Below are 16,677 nucleotides of genomic sequence, written 5' to 3' on the forward strand. Positions count from 1 at the left end.
AGACATGGAGGTTGGCATGATACAGTTTAAAAATGTGAGCAAGCAGTATGACGGAAATTTGGCGTTGGATCGGCTGAATCTGACGATCCCCAGTCGGGACTTCTTTGTCTTGGTCGGGCCAAGTGGGAGTGGGAAGACCACCACGCTTAAAATGCTCAACCGGCTGATCGAACCAACCGACGGCAACATTTATTTTGACGATAAACGCATCATTGATTACGACTTGAAACAGTTACGGCTCCAAATGGGATACGTGCTTCAAAATATTGCGCTATTTCCTAATCTCAACATTCAAGAAAACATAGCTATTCAAGCCGAATCACTGGGTTGGCCGCGTAAGGAACGCATTGCGCGGGCACGGCAACTGTTGGCTCAAGTTGACCTTGATCCCGACCAGTACGCCACGCGGATGCCCAGCGAGCTTTCCGGTGGGGAACAGCAACGGGTGGGGATCATTCGGGCACTGGCGATTAAGCCTAAGGTGGTCCTGATGGATGAACCTTTCAGCGCGTTGGACCCCATCTCGCGTAAGCAGTTGCAAGACCTCGTGTTGCGGTTGCACCGGGAGTTGAAGATGACGTTCGTCTTCGTGACGCACGACATGCACGAGGCACTCCGGTTGGGTCAGCACATTGCCGTGATGCGATTGGGCCATATCCAGCAGATTGGGACGGGCGACGAGATCATGCAGCACCCGGCCAATGATTTCGTGCGCGGCTTTTTCCAGAATGAACACGCCCCGCAACCGGCGACGATTCAGCAATTATTAAATGAGGGTTATGGTCAGGCCACAACGACACCGGCCACGTTAGCCGCTACGGCACCGGTGAGTGAACTCGCGGCCGCGCTACAACAGGCACCAATGGTCGTGGTAGCCACGGACCACGGTGGCCGGTCGCTGGAGACGGCGGATCTCTTAGATTATTTAGCCACAAAGGAGGCGGACTAGCTTGCAAGCCATTTGGCATATTTTGACGACGCAGGGCGACGACATTGTCCGCGCCATTGGGCAGCATATTGGGTTGTCGCTGATCTCACTGCTGATTGCGGCGGTGATCGCGATTCCCCTAGCTATTATTTTGATGAATCATCAACGTTCCGCCAAGGTCATGCTCCAGATTACCAGTGTGCTTCAGACGATTCCCAGTCTGGCACTGTTGGGGATTCTGATTCCTATCGTGGGGATTGGGACGATTCCGTCGATCATCGCGTTGGTCATTTACGCGGTGATGCCGATCTTTCAGAACACGTATTCTGGCTTGACCACGATTGACCCGAACTTAGAAGAGGCGGCCACGGCCTTTGGACTGTCGCGGCGAATGAAACTATTTCGGATTGAGCTACCATTAGCGATGCCGATGATTATTTCTGGAATTCGGATTGCTACGGTCATGATTATTGGGACCGCCACGTTGGCCGCATTGATTGGGGCCGGTGGTTTGGGGACCTATATCCTGTTGGGAATTGAAACCAACAACAATGCTCTCCTGATTATCGGGGCGGTGCTGTCTGCCATCTTGGCGCTGGTCTTTGGTGCCGGGATCGACTGGTTGGGCAAGCTGTCCTTCAAGAAAGCTGGAATTGTGTTGGCGACATTGGTCGTCCTGATTGGGGGCTTTGCGGGGTATCGCAAGGTCGCCAATCCGCAAACGACTCTGACCGTTGCCGGAAAATTGGGTAGTGAGCCGGAAATCTTGATTAACATGTATAAAGATTTAATTCAGCACGACCACCCGAACATTAAGGTGACGACGAAGGCTAACTTTGGGGCCACATCCTTCCTGTTCAAGGCGTTGCAGTCGGGGTCGATCGACATTTACCCCGAATTCACCGGAACGGTGCTGGAGTCGCTGGTGACGGGAGAGAAGTCGGCCAGTCATGATCCGGCGAAGACTTATCAGGTCGCGAAGACGGCGTTGAAGACGCAACACCAGATGGCCTATTTGAAGCCGATGAAGTATCAAAACGGGTATGACTTGGCCGTGACCCAGCAGTTTGCCAAGAAGTACCACCTTAAAAATGTGTCGGACTTAGTCGCCGTTGAAGACAAGGTCCATGCAGGCTTTGATCCCGACTTCCACCAGTTGAAGGATGGCTATCCCGGACTGAGCAAGGCGTACGGCCTGAAGTTTGCGAGTGTGAAGACCATGGAGCCGTCCATTCGCTATAAGGCGATTGCCAATGGCAAGGTCAACTTGGTCGACGGCTACACCACGGATCCCGAGGTGCAGGAGTATCATTTGGTCGTCTTAAAGGATGACAAGCAGTTCTTCCCACCATATCAAGGCGCGCCCCTGATGACGGAGAAGTTGTTGACGCAACACCCGGAATTACGGGCGACATTGAACAAGTTAGCCGGTAAGGTCACGACGACGGACATGCAGAAGATGAATTACCGTGTCTCGGTCAAGCATGAGAAGGCAGTTGTGGTGGCGCGAGAATATTTGAAGAGTCACGGATTGTTAGATTAGGGCGAGGCTTTTGTGAAACTAACCTTGACAGGCCGATTCAGGAAGACTAAACTATCTTTAATTTCTAATCGATTTGTCATAAAAGGCTAGGAGAAGAGTAGTGGCGTCGGCGTTGTTCAGTGAGCCCGGTAAGTGAGAACGGGTCAATGGCTAACCATGAAGATGAGCTCCCAATAGCTATCAGGCGGTTCACGCTGCCTGGTCGGTAGGAACCGTTAACTTTCCGGGTATCAACAGGTACCGTTGAGGCAAGTTCTGTGAGGAGCTTGTAAACTAGGGTGGTAAAACGACGCGTTCGTCCCTTGAACTAAGCAATTAGTTCAGGGACGGGCGCTTTTTTTATGGCCGATGACGAATCACTAAAATCTAGGAGGAATTTAACCATGACAACAACGACTTTGAAAGCTTATCCTTACCGTTATGATGTTGTAGGCAGTCTCTTACGGCCGGCTGATTTAAAAGCGGCCCGGGCAAAATTTGCGGCGGGTGAAATTTCCGCGGATGACTTGAAGACAGTGCAACGGGCCGAGACCAAGCGTGTGGTTCAAGAACAAGTTGATTTGGGATTGAAGGCCGTGACCGACGGCGAGTTTAACCGCAGCTGGTGGCATCTGGACTTTCTGTGGGGCCTGAACGGCGTGGGGCACTATGACTACAAGCAAAGTTATAAGTTCCATGGGAGCAAGACCCGGACCGATAACGCCGATTTGGTCGGTAAGATTGCCTTTAACCCAGACCATCCGTTCTTCGAAAGCTTCCAGTATCTTCAGAGTCTGGTGCCAGATGGTGTGGTTGTGAAGCAAACGATTCCATCACCGACCATGTTGTTCCGGGACAACCGGAGTGATAACTGGCCCCAATTCTATGAGACCTGGGACGCGTACTTAGATGATTTAGCCAAGGCTTACCATGAAACGATCGAACATTTCTACGATCTGGGTTGCCGGTACTTACAGTTGGACGATACGACGTGGGCATTCTTAATCAGTAAGCTGAATGAAACGGCTGCTGACGCCACCGCCCACCAAAAGTATGTGGGCTTGGCCGAAGATGCCGTTCGGGTCATCAATCAGTTATTAGCGGGGTTACCAGCGGACTTGACGGTCACGACCCATATTTGTCGGGGAAACTTTAAGTCGACCTACCTCTTCTCCGGCGGCTACGACGACGTTGCCGACTACCTGGGACAACTGCACTATGACGGCTTATTCTTGGAATACGACAGCGATCGGGCCGGTTCGTTTGCACCGCTGAAGAAGATTTGGAACGGCGATACCGGTAAGCGGCTGGTCCTTGGACTGGTGACGTCTAAGTTCCCTGAATTGGAAGATGAAGCCGACGTGAAGGCCCGGATTGCCGAGGCAGCTAAACAAGTTCCGCTGGCTAATCTGGCCTTGTCCACGCAGTGTGGCTTTGCGTCTACCGAAGAAGGCAATCAATTGACCGAGGACCAGCAGTGGGCCAAGCTCAAGCTGGTTAAACACATCGCCGACAGCGTTTGGGGTTAAACGGAACTGGTAGTTGACGCGGTGCCGGTGTGCGTGCTGGCCGCCTTACCGTTCGCGAACTCTAGGCTACGAAGTCGACTGATAGGTCAAATAGCGTTCGTGTTTGACCCAAAGGATGTTGCCTTACGCTACTTTTTCAGTTGGCCGCAAGCGGTAGGTTGTTTCAACCCCAATTGGTTAAATAAGGCGGTTCATTAGCGATAGTTTGCTGGTGAACCGCCTTTTGACGTGGGGCGACTGGGAAGTTTACACGAATTTTACCGAAAATCCAGCCGTTCTTTACAATCGTCGGGTAGACTGGAAAGTAACCTAGGGATAGTGGGTGAAGGACGACAATAAGGAGTGAGCTGTAACGATGACAACCACCGTATTTGGTCACCGGGGTTACCCGGCACGATTTCCGGAAAATTCGTTAGCCGGATTCCGGTATGCATTGGATCATGGCATTGAAGGCTTGGAGTTTGACGTTCATCTGACGGCGGATCAGGTCCCCGTTATCATGCACGATGAACGGATTGATCGTACCACCGATGGTAGCGGCTGCATCGACAGCTACACTTTCGACCAGCTACGTCATTTTCACTTAACCAACGGCGAGCCAGTTCCCTCGCTGGCAGAATTTTTAAAATTGGTAACGGATCGGGATGTGCAATTAAATCTGGAATTGAAGACGGATAAGATTCAGTACCCGGGAATTGAGGCCATTGTCATGCGGATGGTGCACGCCACCTCGTTGCGCCGACCGGTTATCTTCTCGTCCTTTCACTTACCCACTCTTAAGACGTGTCAGCAGATTGCGCCTAATGAAAGTTACTGCTGGCTGACTGATAAGCCGGTGGCGCAACCCGCAACCCTGGTGGCTAAAGAGCACTTGAGTGGCCTACATTTGAGTCACTTTCAGTCCGGCTTGCCGGTAGCGGAGCGTATCTGGACCGTGGATAATCCCACGGTGGCCGCTGATCTCATGCGCCAGCAGGTGGCCGGAATCTTTACCGATGATTTTGTGACGATGATGCAGGTTAAACAGCGAATGGCGAATTGAGTTCTCCAATAGTGGTCTTCGTAGTTGAGGCCGCGGGAGATGCGGTGGATAGCTCAAAAAACGACCACCTTTCCCCAACTGAGGAAGGGTGGTCGTTGTCAGAAAGGTTAGGCATTAAGTAAGTGACTGAATTCAGCCCCCATTTGTTGGGCATTGAACACGTAGGGTGCCAGTGCCTGATCGGTTTCAATGAAGTGGCCTTGGTCATTTAAGTCCGCACTACGCAAAGTAATCTGGAGATTATTGGTCAGCAACCGCATCTTTAAGCCGCGGACCACGAGATTCATGCCCTGCGCCGCTTGAAAGCCACCGTGCCCGCCGTAGGATACCAGACTGACTGGCTTGTGCGCCCATTCCTGATAGAGGTAGTCCAGCGCATTTTTAAGCGGTGCTGGGTAGCCCCAGTTGTACTGGGGGAAGAGCAAGACGAAACCGTCGTAACCCTGAATCAGCTGACTCCACTGTTGGGTATGCGCTTCGTGATAGATGCCGGAAGAGGGTTGTGCCACCTCATCAAGTAACGGTAGATTAATGGCGGCGAGGTCGATAAGGTCGATACTGAGATCGGGTTGCGCTAAGTTTCGTTGTAGCCAAGCGGCAATCTCCGGGCTGATTCGGGAAGGCCGGGTGGAGCCGAGAATGAGACCAATTTTATGGGTCATGTGTGAAAACTCCTTTGAGTGAAATTTATCCGTGCATTGTGCACACATCTTAGCATGATTCTGCTATAATAACAAGTATGGATAATGAAATCTTCGAAGCCCTATTTGAAATCGTGACCTTTTTCAATCAACCGCAACAGGACCGTCATTTACTTCAGCAAGCCGATGTGCCGTTGGAGCCGGCCGCACTTCCAATCGTCGTGCGTGTGGGGCGGCAGCCGGGTATCAGTATTGGTCAACTAGCCGATCAGATTGGTCGTAACCATTCTTCAATCAGTCGGCAGGTTGATAAGCTGATGACCGCCGGCTGGCTACAGGAGACGGAACGCGGCGATCAGCGTGTTCGGCAGGTAGAACTAACGCCGCAAGGACAGCGCGGTCTCATGCAGATTAAGGTTGCCCGCGAGACGGCCTTTCGCGAAAAGTTAACGGATTATTCGAACAATGATCGTGCCGAACTTGCCCGAGTACTCCAACAGCTAGCCGACACACTGACGGGAGACAAGGAGACGTATCACGAATAGGCATTTAGTCAAAAAGTCCGTAGCCAACGCTACGGACTTTTTGGGGTCAACGACTGTGGTGCCGACTAGCTGGTGAGCTAAGTAGTGGTGGCAGTTGATTATTTTTGCTAAAGTTAAGTTGAGAAAACAAACCTAGCCAATTTTATGGAGGGCGTATAATGAAAAAACTGGGTATCTTGTTAATCAGTCTGATAGCCTTGGCCGGTTGTAGTGCCGGTCAGGGGACCAAGGACAAGCAGGCACATTCGGAGCAGACGAGTTCTAGTCAAACCAGTCGCGCGGCATCGCCTAAGACGATCAAGGTTTCGGTCAACACGGCGATTAAGCAACTTCATCAGCAGTTTGGACAAGACGTTGCGCTAAGTGAATTGACTCTGGAACGAGAAAATGGGCAGTATCGCTATGAGGTCTCGGGCTTGGACAACAATCGTGAATATGAGATCGCCATCGACGCCCGGTCTGGCAAGGTGTTACATCATGAGCAAGAAAAGCTGGATCAAGACGAAGCCAACGGTGTTGCTCGTAACCGTGATGCCATTACCGTAAATCGACTGAAGGCTTTGACTGATATTTCTCAGGCTGCGGAGAAGCGAGCAGGTGGCGGCACTGCCGTTGAATGGTCGCTGGAACACGAGAATGATCAGGTTCAGTGGGAAGTTAAGGTCCACCAGGGCCAGCAAACCAGTGAAGTGTACGTCAATGCCTACACCGCCAAAGTGGTGACGTCCCAACAAGATGACGATGATGATTAGTCTAAAGTGGCTTGAGTAAGGGTGTTCCCGTATTTAGCCAGTTTATTTGTGAAAAAACGAAAAAAAATTAGCCGCATTGAATCGAACTGGGATTTAGTCTGATTCAATGGGGCTAATATTTGATTTAGACAATGAATTCTTAAGGCATTTTCCGGGTACCTTAACAATTATTACCAAAAAAGCTTTAGTTTGTCGTCTGGTTGTTAAGCAATTGTTTTACGACACCTTTATAATAACAAAGAAATCAAGGGTTTTGGGCGATTCTTTTGATTTGTAATATTACAAATTCATGGAACCGCAATTTTACTGAAATCTGTTTGAAATCCCGAACGTTTGAGAAGGCAAATTCAGCCGCAAATTAGCGGAGAAAGCGTATACTTATCATAATTACTGAATAAATTGGAGGGTCATATATGTCAGTTTTAACGGATACGTTTAGTTTGGCTAATGGCACGCAGATTCCACAAGTTGGGTTTGGCACATGGCAAATTCCTGGTGGCGATACGGCTTATCAGGCGGTCGCTGACGCGTTGAAGGCTGGTTACCGGCACATTGATACGGCAAAGGCTTATGCCAACGAATCCAGTGTAGGTAAGGCCATTCGCGATTCGGGGATTCCCCGTGAAGAGATTTTTGTGACCACGAAGCTGCCCGCAGAGATCAAGACTTATCAAGGGGCTCTGGATGCCTTTGACACGACGATGAAGAACTTAGACATTGGGTACGTCGACCTCTATCTGGTACACGCACCGTGGCCATGGTCCGAGATTGGTAAGGATTGTGACGCCGGTAACTTGGATGTTTGGCGGGCGATGGAAAAGATTTATGCCAGCGGTAAGGCGAAGGCAATCGGGGTTTCCAATTTTGACACGCATGACCTGCAGAACGTGTTGAACCACGCCAAGGTCGCGCCCATGGTTGATCAGATTCAGTACTACGTGGGTTACACGGAACCTAAAATTACCAAGTTTGCGCAGGACCACGACATGCTGGTCGAAGCCTACTCGCCATTGGCAACCGGGGATATGTTGGAAAACGCTGACGTTAAAGAGATGGCCAATAAGTATCACGTTTCGCCAGCCCAGTTGGCATTGCGTTTCGTGTTAGAGAACGGCGTCTTGCCCCTGCCTAAGGCGACGAGTCCGGCTCACATTACGGCGAACACACAACTTGATTTCTCCATCTCAGGAGCAGATATGGTGAAATTAAATGCATTAAGCGATACGGCCAAGAATCACGAACATAACGGGACGCAAGGCTAAATTAGTCAAGTAGTGTCTTTGTAAGTTAAAAAACCGATTTTAAGCGACGAGATTAGGACTTTTGTTCTGATCTCGTCTTTTTTGTGGGTCAATCGTACAGACGGCAATTAGTTGAGTACCTAACTAAATGTTGCGTCAGTCTAGTTTTATTGAACAATAAATATATCGTTCAGTTTTTACGGTTTACCTATTGAAAATAAGGCTGTTTATTATCATAAATATATTTATATCCGGCTTATTTTTCAGAAAAAGATTGTAAAAGTTCGGTTCTCTGCTAGAATTGGAGATGGTCAAAAGAGAGACTACTACATAACTGAGGAGTGAGCTAGATGCACCTGAGCAAGAAGGTAAAATGGCTTTTAGTTTTCACGGCATTGTTGGTTCTACCGGCGACGTTGGCCGCCTGTGGGAAGACCACCGCGTCCACGTCGGGATCGAAGGGGTACGCCCCGAAGAAGTTGACGGTGGAGTTCGTGCCATCGTCTAATGCCGGAACCATTGAGGCGAAGGCTAAGCCGCTGGAAGGCTTGTTGAAGAAGCAACTGGGGATTCCAGTGACGGTCAGTGTATCGACCGATTACAACACAATCGTGGAGGCCATGGGGTCCAAGAAGGTTGATGTGGGCTTCCTGCCACCTGACGCCTACGTCTTAGCACACAAGCAGTATCACGATAAGGTCTTGCTGCAAGCGCAACGCTTTGGCGTTAGTGAGCCTGGCGACAAGCCAACCGCTCAGTTAGTGGACTACTATCGTTCACAGATTTTGGTGCGCAAGGACAGCGGCATTAAGTCGATTAAGGACTTGAAAGGCAAGAAGATTGCCGTTCAGGATACCACGTCGACGGCTGGCTGGATTTATCCGGCAGTTGAAATGCTGGATAAGGGCGTCAACATCAACAAATCGGGGATTCAAACGGTCACGGTTAAGGGACATGATCAGGGGGTTCTGTCCGTCTACAACAAGAACACGGATGCGGCCTTTGTCTTCCAGGGCGCCCGGAACTTGGTGAAGAAGGACGAGAAGGACATCATGAGTAAGGTGGTGCCGATCTACACCACAGGAAAGATTCCTAACGATACCATTACGGTTCGTGGTGATATGACGGGTAAGTGGCAAAAGAAGATTGCGACGGCCTTTAAACAAATCGCCAAGACGAAGAAGGGGCACGCCATCATTTCCAGCGTTTACTCGCATGAAGGTTACACCGACTCTAAGGATAGTAATTTCAACATTATTCGGCAGTACGACAAGAAGGCTAAGGCCCTCGATAAGTAAAACTGAATGGACGTCACGAGAGGAGTAACAGAGGGATGCATTGAGAACAATGCCTTTGCTGCTCCTTTTTCAATAGGGGGAACCAACTAATGGAAGCAACACCGATGATTTCATTCAAGCATGTCAATAAAATTTATGATAATGGCACAGTGGGGTTAAAGGATATTAACTTCGATATTCCCCAAGGCGAATTCTTAGTGGTGGTAGGGCTCTCTGGTGCCGGGAAGAGTACGTTACTGCGGACGATTAACCGGATGCACGAGATTACCTCCGGCGAGATTCGGATCGAAGATGAACCGATTAATCAATATAAGGGACGTTCACTGCGCTTGCTTCGCCGTAAGATTGGGATGATCTTTCAAAATTTCAATCTGGTTAAGCGGTCGAGTGTCGCGAAGAATGTGCTTTCTGGCCGGGTGAGCTATTACCCAACCTGGAAGAGTATTTTGGGCCTCTTTAGTGCGGCCGATCAGCAGAAGGCCGTGCAGTCACTTCAACGGGTGAGTCTGGCTGAGAAGCTTTACGCGCGAGCCGATGAACTCTCTGGTGGCCAGCAACAACGTGTGGCGATTGCCCGGACGCTCATGCAGGACCCCAAGATTATCTTGGCTGATGAACCGATTGCCTCGCTCGATCCGCTGACGACCAAGACGGTCATGGATATCTTGAAACGGCTGAATCAAGAAGACGGTATCACCGTTATCGTGAATCTCCATTCCGTGGCTCTTGCCCGCGAATACGCGGACCGTATCGTGGGACTACGGGCCGGTGAAGTTGTGTATGACCAGCCGATTGCTCGCGTCACGGAAGCAGACCTGAATCGGGTCTATCAGGCAGGTTAGGGGGAGAGCAAATGACTACGCAAGTTCCACGACGTCCTTGGGTACAGCGCTGGCACGTGAAGCCAATCGGCTGGACCGTGCTCCTCATCATTTCACTCATCGCCTCGTCGCAAATGACGGGGGTCGATGCGGCCATGTTCTTCAATAATTTAGGCCAGTTTACCGATTTATTAGTTCGGATGTCCCGACCGGCCTGGGATTACCTGCCGGTGATTTTACAACCGTTGTATGAGACCGTTCAGATGGCGATTCTAGGAACCACGATTGGGGCGGCCTTCGCCGTGCCGTTTGCAGTCCTGGCCGCCAGCAACTTGGTTCACAATCGTTGGCTTCGTGGTTTCATTCGGTTGGTTTTGGATTTGGTGCGAACGCTACCAGATTTATTGTTGGCCGCAATCTTCGTGGCTATCTTCGGAATCGGTTCGACCGCGGGGGTGGTGACGCTAGCTATCTTTTCGTTTGGAATGGTGTCCAAGCTCTTCTATGAAGTGATTGAGACGATTGACATGGGACCTCTGGAAGCTCTGATCTCGGTCGGCGCTAATCCACTAACGATTATCTGGTATGCAGTCTTACCTCAAATTCTCAACCAATTTGTGAGCTATTTTTTATATACGTTAGAGATTAACGTACGGGCTTCCACAGTTTTGGGGTACTTGGGCGCCGGGGGAATCGGGGTCTTTCTCCAACGCTCGTTGAATGAATTCAATTATAGTCAAACGGCCGTCATCATCTTGGCTACCCTAATCGTGGTGCTGGTGATTGACGGTGTCAGCAATCATTTAAGGAGGGTCTTACTCTAGCATGCAAACGACAATTTCAAAAAAGCCGCTAACGCTGACGTTATGGCATCGGTGGCGGTGGTTACTGTGGCTAGTGGTTGTGGCGGTCGTTTATCTATGGGCGGTGACGGGCCTTCATTTTACGGGGTTACAGGAGTCGGCGGCGGCCGTGTCGCAGTCAATCGTCCACGGGTTAGTTCAGCCGGACTGGGCGTACGTGTACAATGGGAGCGGCGAAGACCTAGTTTCTTTAATTCTGCAAACGTTGGCCATCGCCTTTCTGGGAACGTTTATCTCGGCGTTAATCAGTGTGCCCTTTGCCTTTTGGGCGGCCCGTGGTAATCATGAATGGTTGCACGTTCGCTCTGGGAGTGGCAAGGTCGTCTTGACGCTGATCCGAACATTTCCCGAAATTGTGTTGGCAATTATGTTCATCAAAGCCGTGGGCCCGGGTTCCTACGCTGGCGTTCTGGCCGTCAGCATTCATTCGATTGGGATGCTTGGAAAGCTCTTCAGCGAGGCCATTGAGAATATGGACAGAGGAGCCGACGAGGCCATCACGAGTGCCGGTGGCAATGGCGCACAAGTCTTTATGTTGGCGACGTTGCCGACAATCATGCCGGAATTTATTTCCTATACACTCTACCGATTCGAGATCGCTGTGCGGTCGGCTTCAATCTTGGGGATGGTGGGTGCCGGTGGGATCGGGACACCCATGATCTTCGCGATTCAGACGCGCAATTGGCCCCGGGTGGGCATCATTCTCCTGGGGATCGTCCTGATGGTTCTGCTGATTGACTCACTCTCGGAACAGTTGCGAAAGAGGTTAATTTAATGGTAAAAATTCGGATTCTCTCAACCAGTGACGTTCACGGCTACGTCTATCCGACCAAGTACTTAAGCGTCACGGATCGGCAGCCACTGGGGCTGCTAAAGGTGGCGACCATCATCGACAGCTTTCGACAAAACGCCTTGCCGGATGAGATTGTTCTAGTCATTGAGAATGGTGACTGGATTCAGGGCTCGCCCTTTGCCACTTACTTGGCCAAGCACCCCGAGGTTCCGAGTGAACAGTTGACGCAGCTGACCACGACCCTGCATTACGATGCCGGAGTCCTGGGCAATCACGAGTTTAATTACGGCTTGGACTATCTACGCACGGCCGAAAGCGACCGTGACTACCCGTTGTTGGGCGCGAACATCACTGGTGGTGAGACGCAACATATTGTGGATGCACCGTACACCATCGTAACGCGTCAGGGCGTGAAGATTGCTATTCTGGGGCTGACCACCGCTTACGTCCCCACTTGGGAGACGGCGGATCACGTGGCTGGGCTTGAATTCGAATCCGTCGTTACGGCAGCTAAACGCTGGGTACCCCGCTTGCGGCAACAGGCCGATGTCGTGGTGGTGGCCTATCACGGTGGCTTCGAAGCCGATCCCACCACGGGAGAACCCACGGAACGCGCCACCAGTGAGAACGAGGGCTACCGATTACTGGCGGAGGTGCCGGGGATTGACGCGTTGATTACGGGTCACCAACACCGCCAATTAGCCGATATTTATTGCGGTGTGCCCACGACGCAACCTGGTGAAAAGGGCGAGGCTGTGGGGCTGATCGACCTGACGCTGGATAAAGCCAAGCGGATTGTTGAACACGATGCCCGCCTATTGACTACGGCGGCCGCCCCGCCGGCCGAATGGCTTGCCGCGTTGACCAAAGAAACGGAATCCCACGTCCAACGGTGGTTGGATCAGCCGATTGGTCAGTTGGCCGGAGCCAGTCTTACGGTCACGGACCCGCTGGCGGCACGGTTACACGGCCATCCGTACTTACAGCTGGTCAATGCCGTCGAAATGGCCGCCGGGCAAACGGACATTGCGGCCGCGAGTCTCTTCAACGATGACGTCCGGGGGCTGGGGTCCCAGCCGACGATTCGGCAATTGTTGAACAGTTATAGCTACCCGAACACGTTAGTCGTTGAGACGCTCACCGGTCAAAATATCCGCTTGGCCCTGGAGCGGTGTGCCAGCTTTTTCGAGTTGGCGACCGATGGTACGGTGCACGTCAGCCCCGCGTTTACCACGCCCAAGCTACAGCTTTATAATTATGATATTTATAGTGGCCTCGACTATACCTTTGACCTCCGGCAACCGGTCGGTCAGCGGGTGGTCCGGTTAGATTACCATGGACAGGCGGTTCAACCGAACCAGGAGTTAGCTGTTGCGGTGAACCAGTACCGTGGCAATGGGGGCGGCGACTACCCAATGTTTAGCCCGGCGAAGATTATTCGGGAAGTAAACGTCGATCTACCGGAACTGATTATGAATTATTTTGTGGAACATCCCGTCGTCACGGGCGTGCAACCCACGAATTTTAAGGTGCAATTTTAGATTGAATAGAGTAGCCGGTGAAGTCGTCGCTTGGACGCCAGACTTCGCCGGTTATTTGGCGTGGGTGCTGAAGTGACTAACACCTCGGGTGGTTGTGACCCCTAAAGTATAATCCTATATATTAAATTTACATTGCAATCAATTGAAAGAGATGCAATTTTCATGAAAACTTGTTAGAATGAATTAACCAAAAATATAGACTTGGAGGTGGACGCCTTGCACGACCGGAAAGTAGCATTGCCAATTCCTGACCGTTAAAATTTTTCATGTTTAGAAAGGATGAATTTATTTATATGGCACAAGACCCAGAAGCAACGATAACCTCAACTGAAATCGCAGAGAATACCGACCCTGGACCCAGCCAGCAGCCGCCCATATGGCAGCGAACGACTGAGTCCTTACTTGTAGATTATGGCACGGATAAGGATGATGGCCTGAGTACCGGCGAGGCGCAACAACGCCTGCGGACCAATGGACCTAACGAACTGACGGCGAAGAAGCAATCCAACTGGGTGCGCTTCTTGAAGCAGTTCAACAACAGTATCATCTATATCCTGGCGGGCGCCGCCTTGCTCACGTTTTTTATGCACCATTACTCCGATTCAATCGTTATCGGATTGGTGATCATCGCGAACGCCTTTATCGGTTACTTTCAGGAAAAATCCGCGGATAACGCTTTAGATCGGATCAAGGCCCTCTTAGTTAACGAGGCCGTGGTCATTCGTGATGGGCAGAAGATTACCTTACCGGCTCGCGAGCTGGTGGCCGGTGACATTGTCCAGCTGGAGGCGGGGGATACCGTTCCCGCCGATCTGCGACTGATCGATGCGGATAACTTAAAGATTCAGGAGTCCGCCTTGACCGGTGAAACCGACTCCGTGTTGAAGGGGGAAGATCCCCTAATGGCCGCCAATTTACCGTTAGCCGAACGGGCCAATCTGGCCTTCGCTTCGACGGCGGTGACGAATGGTTCCGGTCGGGGGATTGTGACGGTTACCGGTGCGGATACTGAGATTGGGCATATTCAGCAAAACGTGGCCGAAGTCAAACAACAACGGACACCGCTGATGAAGAACCTGAACAGCTTGGGATTAGGTCTATCCATTGCAATCTTGGTCGTGGCCGCGTTACTTTTCATTCTGGGAATGATTACCCACGTTTACAGTCTACCAACGCTGTTGATTGCCGTGATTACCATGGTCGTGGGGTCCATGCCGGAAGGGTTGCCCGCTAGTACCTCGGTCGTTTTGGCCATGGGAACCCAGGCGATGACCAAGCAAAACGTCATTGTGAAGACGTTACCGGCCGTGGAAACCTTAGGGGCCGTGGACATTGTCAATACCGACAAGACCGGGACGCTGACGAAAAATGAAATGACCGTGACGGATATTCTGACAGCCGCGGATACCTACACCGTTTCTGGGGTAGGGTATGATGCGACCGGACAGATTGAAAATGATGAGGGGCAAACCGTTCCGTGGCAACATGACCACGACCTCGAATGGCTGGTTCAAATTGCCGGGCAAACTTCCGATGCCGAGTTCCATGAAGAAGACGGCCAGTGGGTCTTGACCGGTGAACCAACCGATGGGGCGCTAACGGCGTTGTACCATAAATTGGTGGGGGCCGATCCGGACCCACAAGAGATTGACTCCCTACCTTTCGATTCAGCCATCCGGTACTCCGCGCGACTCGTGGATCACGCCGACCAACGTCTCTTGTTGGTGAAGGGGGCTCCACAGACGCTGATGCGGTTAATGGCCGAACAAGGTCAGCCGGTGGACCAAGCGGCTTGGCAGGAACGGCTTTCCCAGTTGACCCAGCAAGGTAAGCGGGTCGTGGCCCTAGGGTATCAACCCGTGGCTGCGGATATTGACGACGTGGCAGACGTGGTGATCGGCCAGGACTTCCATTTGGCCGGCATGGCCGGAATCATTGACCCACCACGTCCCGGCGTTGCCGACGCGGTGAAGCAGTTACGGTACGCCGGTATCAAGGTTAAGATGATTACGGGGGATGACCCCGAAACGGCGGCCGCAATTGCCCAGCAACTGAATCTCTCAGAGAAGGCCCGCGCCATTACCGGACCAGAGTTAGCTGAGCTGAGCGACGATGAACTGGCCGCCAAGATTGACCAGTACACGGTGTTTGCCCGGACAACTCCCGCGGATAAGCTGCGGATTGTGAAGGCCCAGCAACAACGTGGTCACGTGGTCTCGATGACCGGGGATGGCGTGAACGACGCGCCCGCTCTGAAACAGGCCGATATTGGGGTTGCCATGGGGATTCGGGGAACCGACGTTGCCAAGGACTCCGCCGATATGGTCTTGGCCGACGATGATTTCACGTCGATTCTGCGGGCCGTACGTGAAGGCCGGCACGTCTTCGATAACATCCGGAAGACCATTCGTTTCCTACTTCCTACGAGTTTTGCGGAAGGGTTAATCGTGGTCCTTAGTATCTTGATGGATCAACCGTTGCCGTTGTTTCCAACCCAATTGTTGTGGATCAATATGGTTTCCGCACTGACCATTCAGTTCGCGTTCATCTTTGAACCGGCCGAGAGTGGCATTATGAAACGGGGACCTCGGGATGTGACGCGTGGGATTCTGTCCAAGCTGGACGTCTTTGAAGTCACCTACGTGTCGCTTCTGATTTCCGGGTTGGGGATGTTTGCCTATGACGTTCTGACGAACCAGGGCCTGAACGCCGTTATCGGGAGTACCATGACCTTAAACGTGATTATCTTCGGGAAGGTCTTCTACCTCTTTAACCTGCAAAATGACCATCCGGTGCTGTCGAAATACTTCTTCAGAAACAAGATGAGTTTTGTAATTGTCGCGATTCTACTGGTCTTACAAGCCGGAATTATTTACTGGCCAGCCATGCAGAGCGTGTTCCACACGACCTCGGTTAACTTCTACTACGGTTGGTGGATTCCAATCGTCGCTGGTTTTGTCGTCCTCGTGGTGACCGAGATTGCCAAGGCTATTCGCCATCGCATCGACCATCAGACCGTCTCACGAGAACAGCGAAACTTCTAAAATTCAATTACTTGCGTGTGACTGCTGCTGACAGAACGACGCAGAACAGAACCCTCGAAGACCAGGCAATACTGGTCTTTGAGGGTTCTTTTAGTGTGTTTTGGGAAACACTATCAT

14 protein-coding genes are annotated in these 16,677 nt (G+C 51.5%); 13 read left to right on the forward strand and 1 reads right to left on the reverse strand.

The window, feature by feature from the left end; all coding sequences use genetic code 11:
• Positions 1 to 16: 16 nt before the first annotated feature.
• From KB236_10640 to KB236_10655, 4 genes are all read left to right on the forward strand, one after another.
• On the forward strand, positions 17 to 949 hold the full coding sequence (locus KB236_10640) for an ABC transporter ATP-binding protein (GenBank protein ID UIF28964.1): 933 nt from the start codon (positions 17 to 19) through the stop codon (positions 947 to 949).
• Position 950: 1 nt separating this feature from the next.
• The gene (locus KB236_10645; protein ID UIF28965.1) at positions 951 to 2,471 is read left to right on the forward strand and encodes an ABC transporter permease/substrate-binding protein; all 1,521 of its coding nucleotides are present in this window, start codon (positions 951 to 953) and stop codon (positions 2,469 to 2,471) included.
• A 383-nt stretch (positions 2,472 to 2,854) separates the two neighbouring features.
• Positions 2,855 to 3,979: a vitamin B12 independent methionine synthase gene (locus KB236_10650; GenBank protein UIF28966.1), complete on the forward strand. Its 1,125-nt coding sequence runs from the start codon at positions 2,855 to 2,857 to the stop codon at positions 3,977 to 3,979.
• 355 nt (positions 3,980 to 4,334) lie between these two features.
• Complete coding sequence (locus KB236_10655) at positions 4,335 to 5,021, forward strand: glycerophosphodiester phosphodiesterase (protein ID UIF28967.1); 687 nt, start codon at positions 4,335 to 4,337, stop codon at positions 5,019 to 5,021.
• Positions 5,022 to 5,128: 107 nt separating this feature from the next.
• On the opposite strand, the gene KB236_10660 is transcribed toward KB236_10655, so the two are convergent.
• The gene (locus KB236_10660; GenBank protein UIF28968.1) at positions 5,129 to 5,683 is read right to left on the reverse strand and encodes an NAD(P)H-dependent oxidoreductase; all 555 of its coding nucleotides are present in this window, start codon (positions 5,681 to 5,683) and stop codon (positions 5,129 to 5,131) included.
• Positions 5,684 to 5,760: 77 nt separating this feature from the next.
• On the opposite strand from KB236_10660, the gene KB236_10665 reads away from it, so the two are divergent.
• The 9 genes from KB236_10665 to KB236_10705 all read left to right on the forward strand — a co-directional run bounded on the left by KB236_10665 (position 5,761) and on the right by KB236_10705 (position 16,560).
• Positions 5,761 to 6,207 carry a MarR family transcriptional regulator gene (locus tag KB236_10665; GenBank protein ID UIF28969.1) on the forward strand — a complete coding sequence of 149 codons (447 nt, stop codon included), beginning with the start codon at positions 5,761 to 5,763 and terminating at the stop codon, positions 6,205 to 6,207.
• 158 nt (positions 6,208 to 6,365) lie between these two features.
• Positions 6,366 to 6,959 (forward strand): PepSY domain-containing protein, encoded by a 594-nt coding sequence (locus KB236_10670; protein ID UIF28970.1) that lies wholly within the window; start codon positions 6,366 to 6,368, stop codon positions 6,957 to 6,959.
• Between the two features lie 413 nt (positions 6,960 to 7,372).
• Positions 7,373 to 8,221, forward strand: a complete 849-nt coding sequence (locus KB236_10675; protein UIF28971.1) for an aldo/keto reductase — start codon at positions 7,373 to 7,375, stop codon at positions 8,219 to 8,221.
• Positions 8,222 to 8,595: 374 nt separating this feature from the next.
• A complete protein-coding gene (locus KB236_10680; GenBank protein UIF30358.1) occupies positions 8,596 to 9,498 on the forward strand; it encodes a phosphate/phosphite/phosphonate ABC transporter substrate-binding protein in 903 nt (300 codons plus the stop codon).
• An 89-nt stretch (positions 9,499 to 9,587) separates the two neighbouring features.
• Positions 9,588 to 10,340 (forward strand): phosphonate ABC transporter ATP-binding protein, encoded by a 753-nt coding sequence (gene phnC / locus KB236_10685; GenBank protein UIF28972.1) that lies wholly within the window; start codon positions 9,588 to 9,590, stop codon positions 10,338 to 10,340.
• An 11-nt stretch (positions 10,341 to 10,351) separates the two neighbouring features.
• The gene (phnE, locus tag KB236_10690; protein ID UIF28973.1) at positions 10,352 to 11,143 is read left to right on the forward strand and encodes a phosphonate ABC transporter, permease protein PhnE; all 792 of its coding nucleotides are present in this window, start codon (positions 10,352 to 10,354) and stop codon (positions 11,141 to 11,143) included.
• Between the two features lies 1 nt (position 11,144).
• Complete coding sequence (gene phnE / locus KB236_10695) at positions 11,145 to 11,957, forward strand: phosphonate ABC transporter, permease protein PhnE (protein UIF28974.1); 813 nt, start codon at positions 11,145 to 11,147, stop codon at positions 11,955 to 11,957.
• Positions 11,957 to 13,516, forward strand: a complete 1,560-nt coding sequence (locus tag KB236_10700) for a bifunctional metallophosphatase/5'-nucleotidase (GenBank protein UIF28975.1) — start codon at positions 11,957 to 11,959, stop codon at positions 13,514 to 13,516. Before phnE (KB236_10695) ends, KB236_10700 begins: the two co-directional genes overlap by 1 nt.
• A 293-nt stretch (positions 13,517 to 13,809) precedes the next feature.
• Positions 13,810 to 16,560: an HAD-IC family P-type ATPase gene (locus KB236_10705; protein UIF28976.1), complete on the forward strand. Its 2,751-nt coding sequence runs from the start codon at positions 13,810 to 13,812 to the stop codon at positions 16,558 to 16,560.
• Positions 16,561 to 16,677: the final 117 nt, after the last annotated feature.

The sequence above is a fragment of the Levilactobacillus brevis genome, from assembly GCA_021383565.1.
GTDB classification, from domain to species: Bacteria; Bacillota; Bacilli; order Lactobacillales; family Lactobacillaceae; genus Levilactobacillus; species Levilactobacillus brevis_B.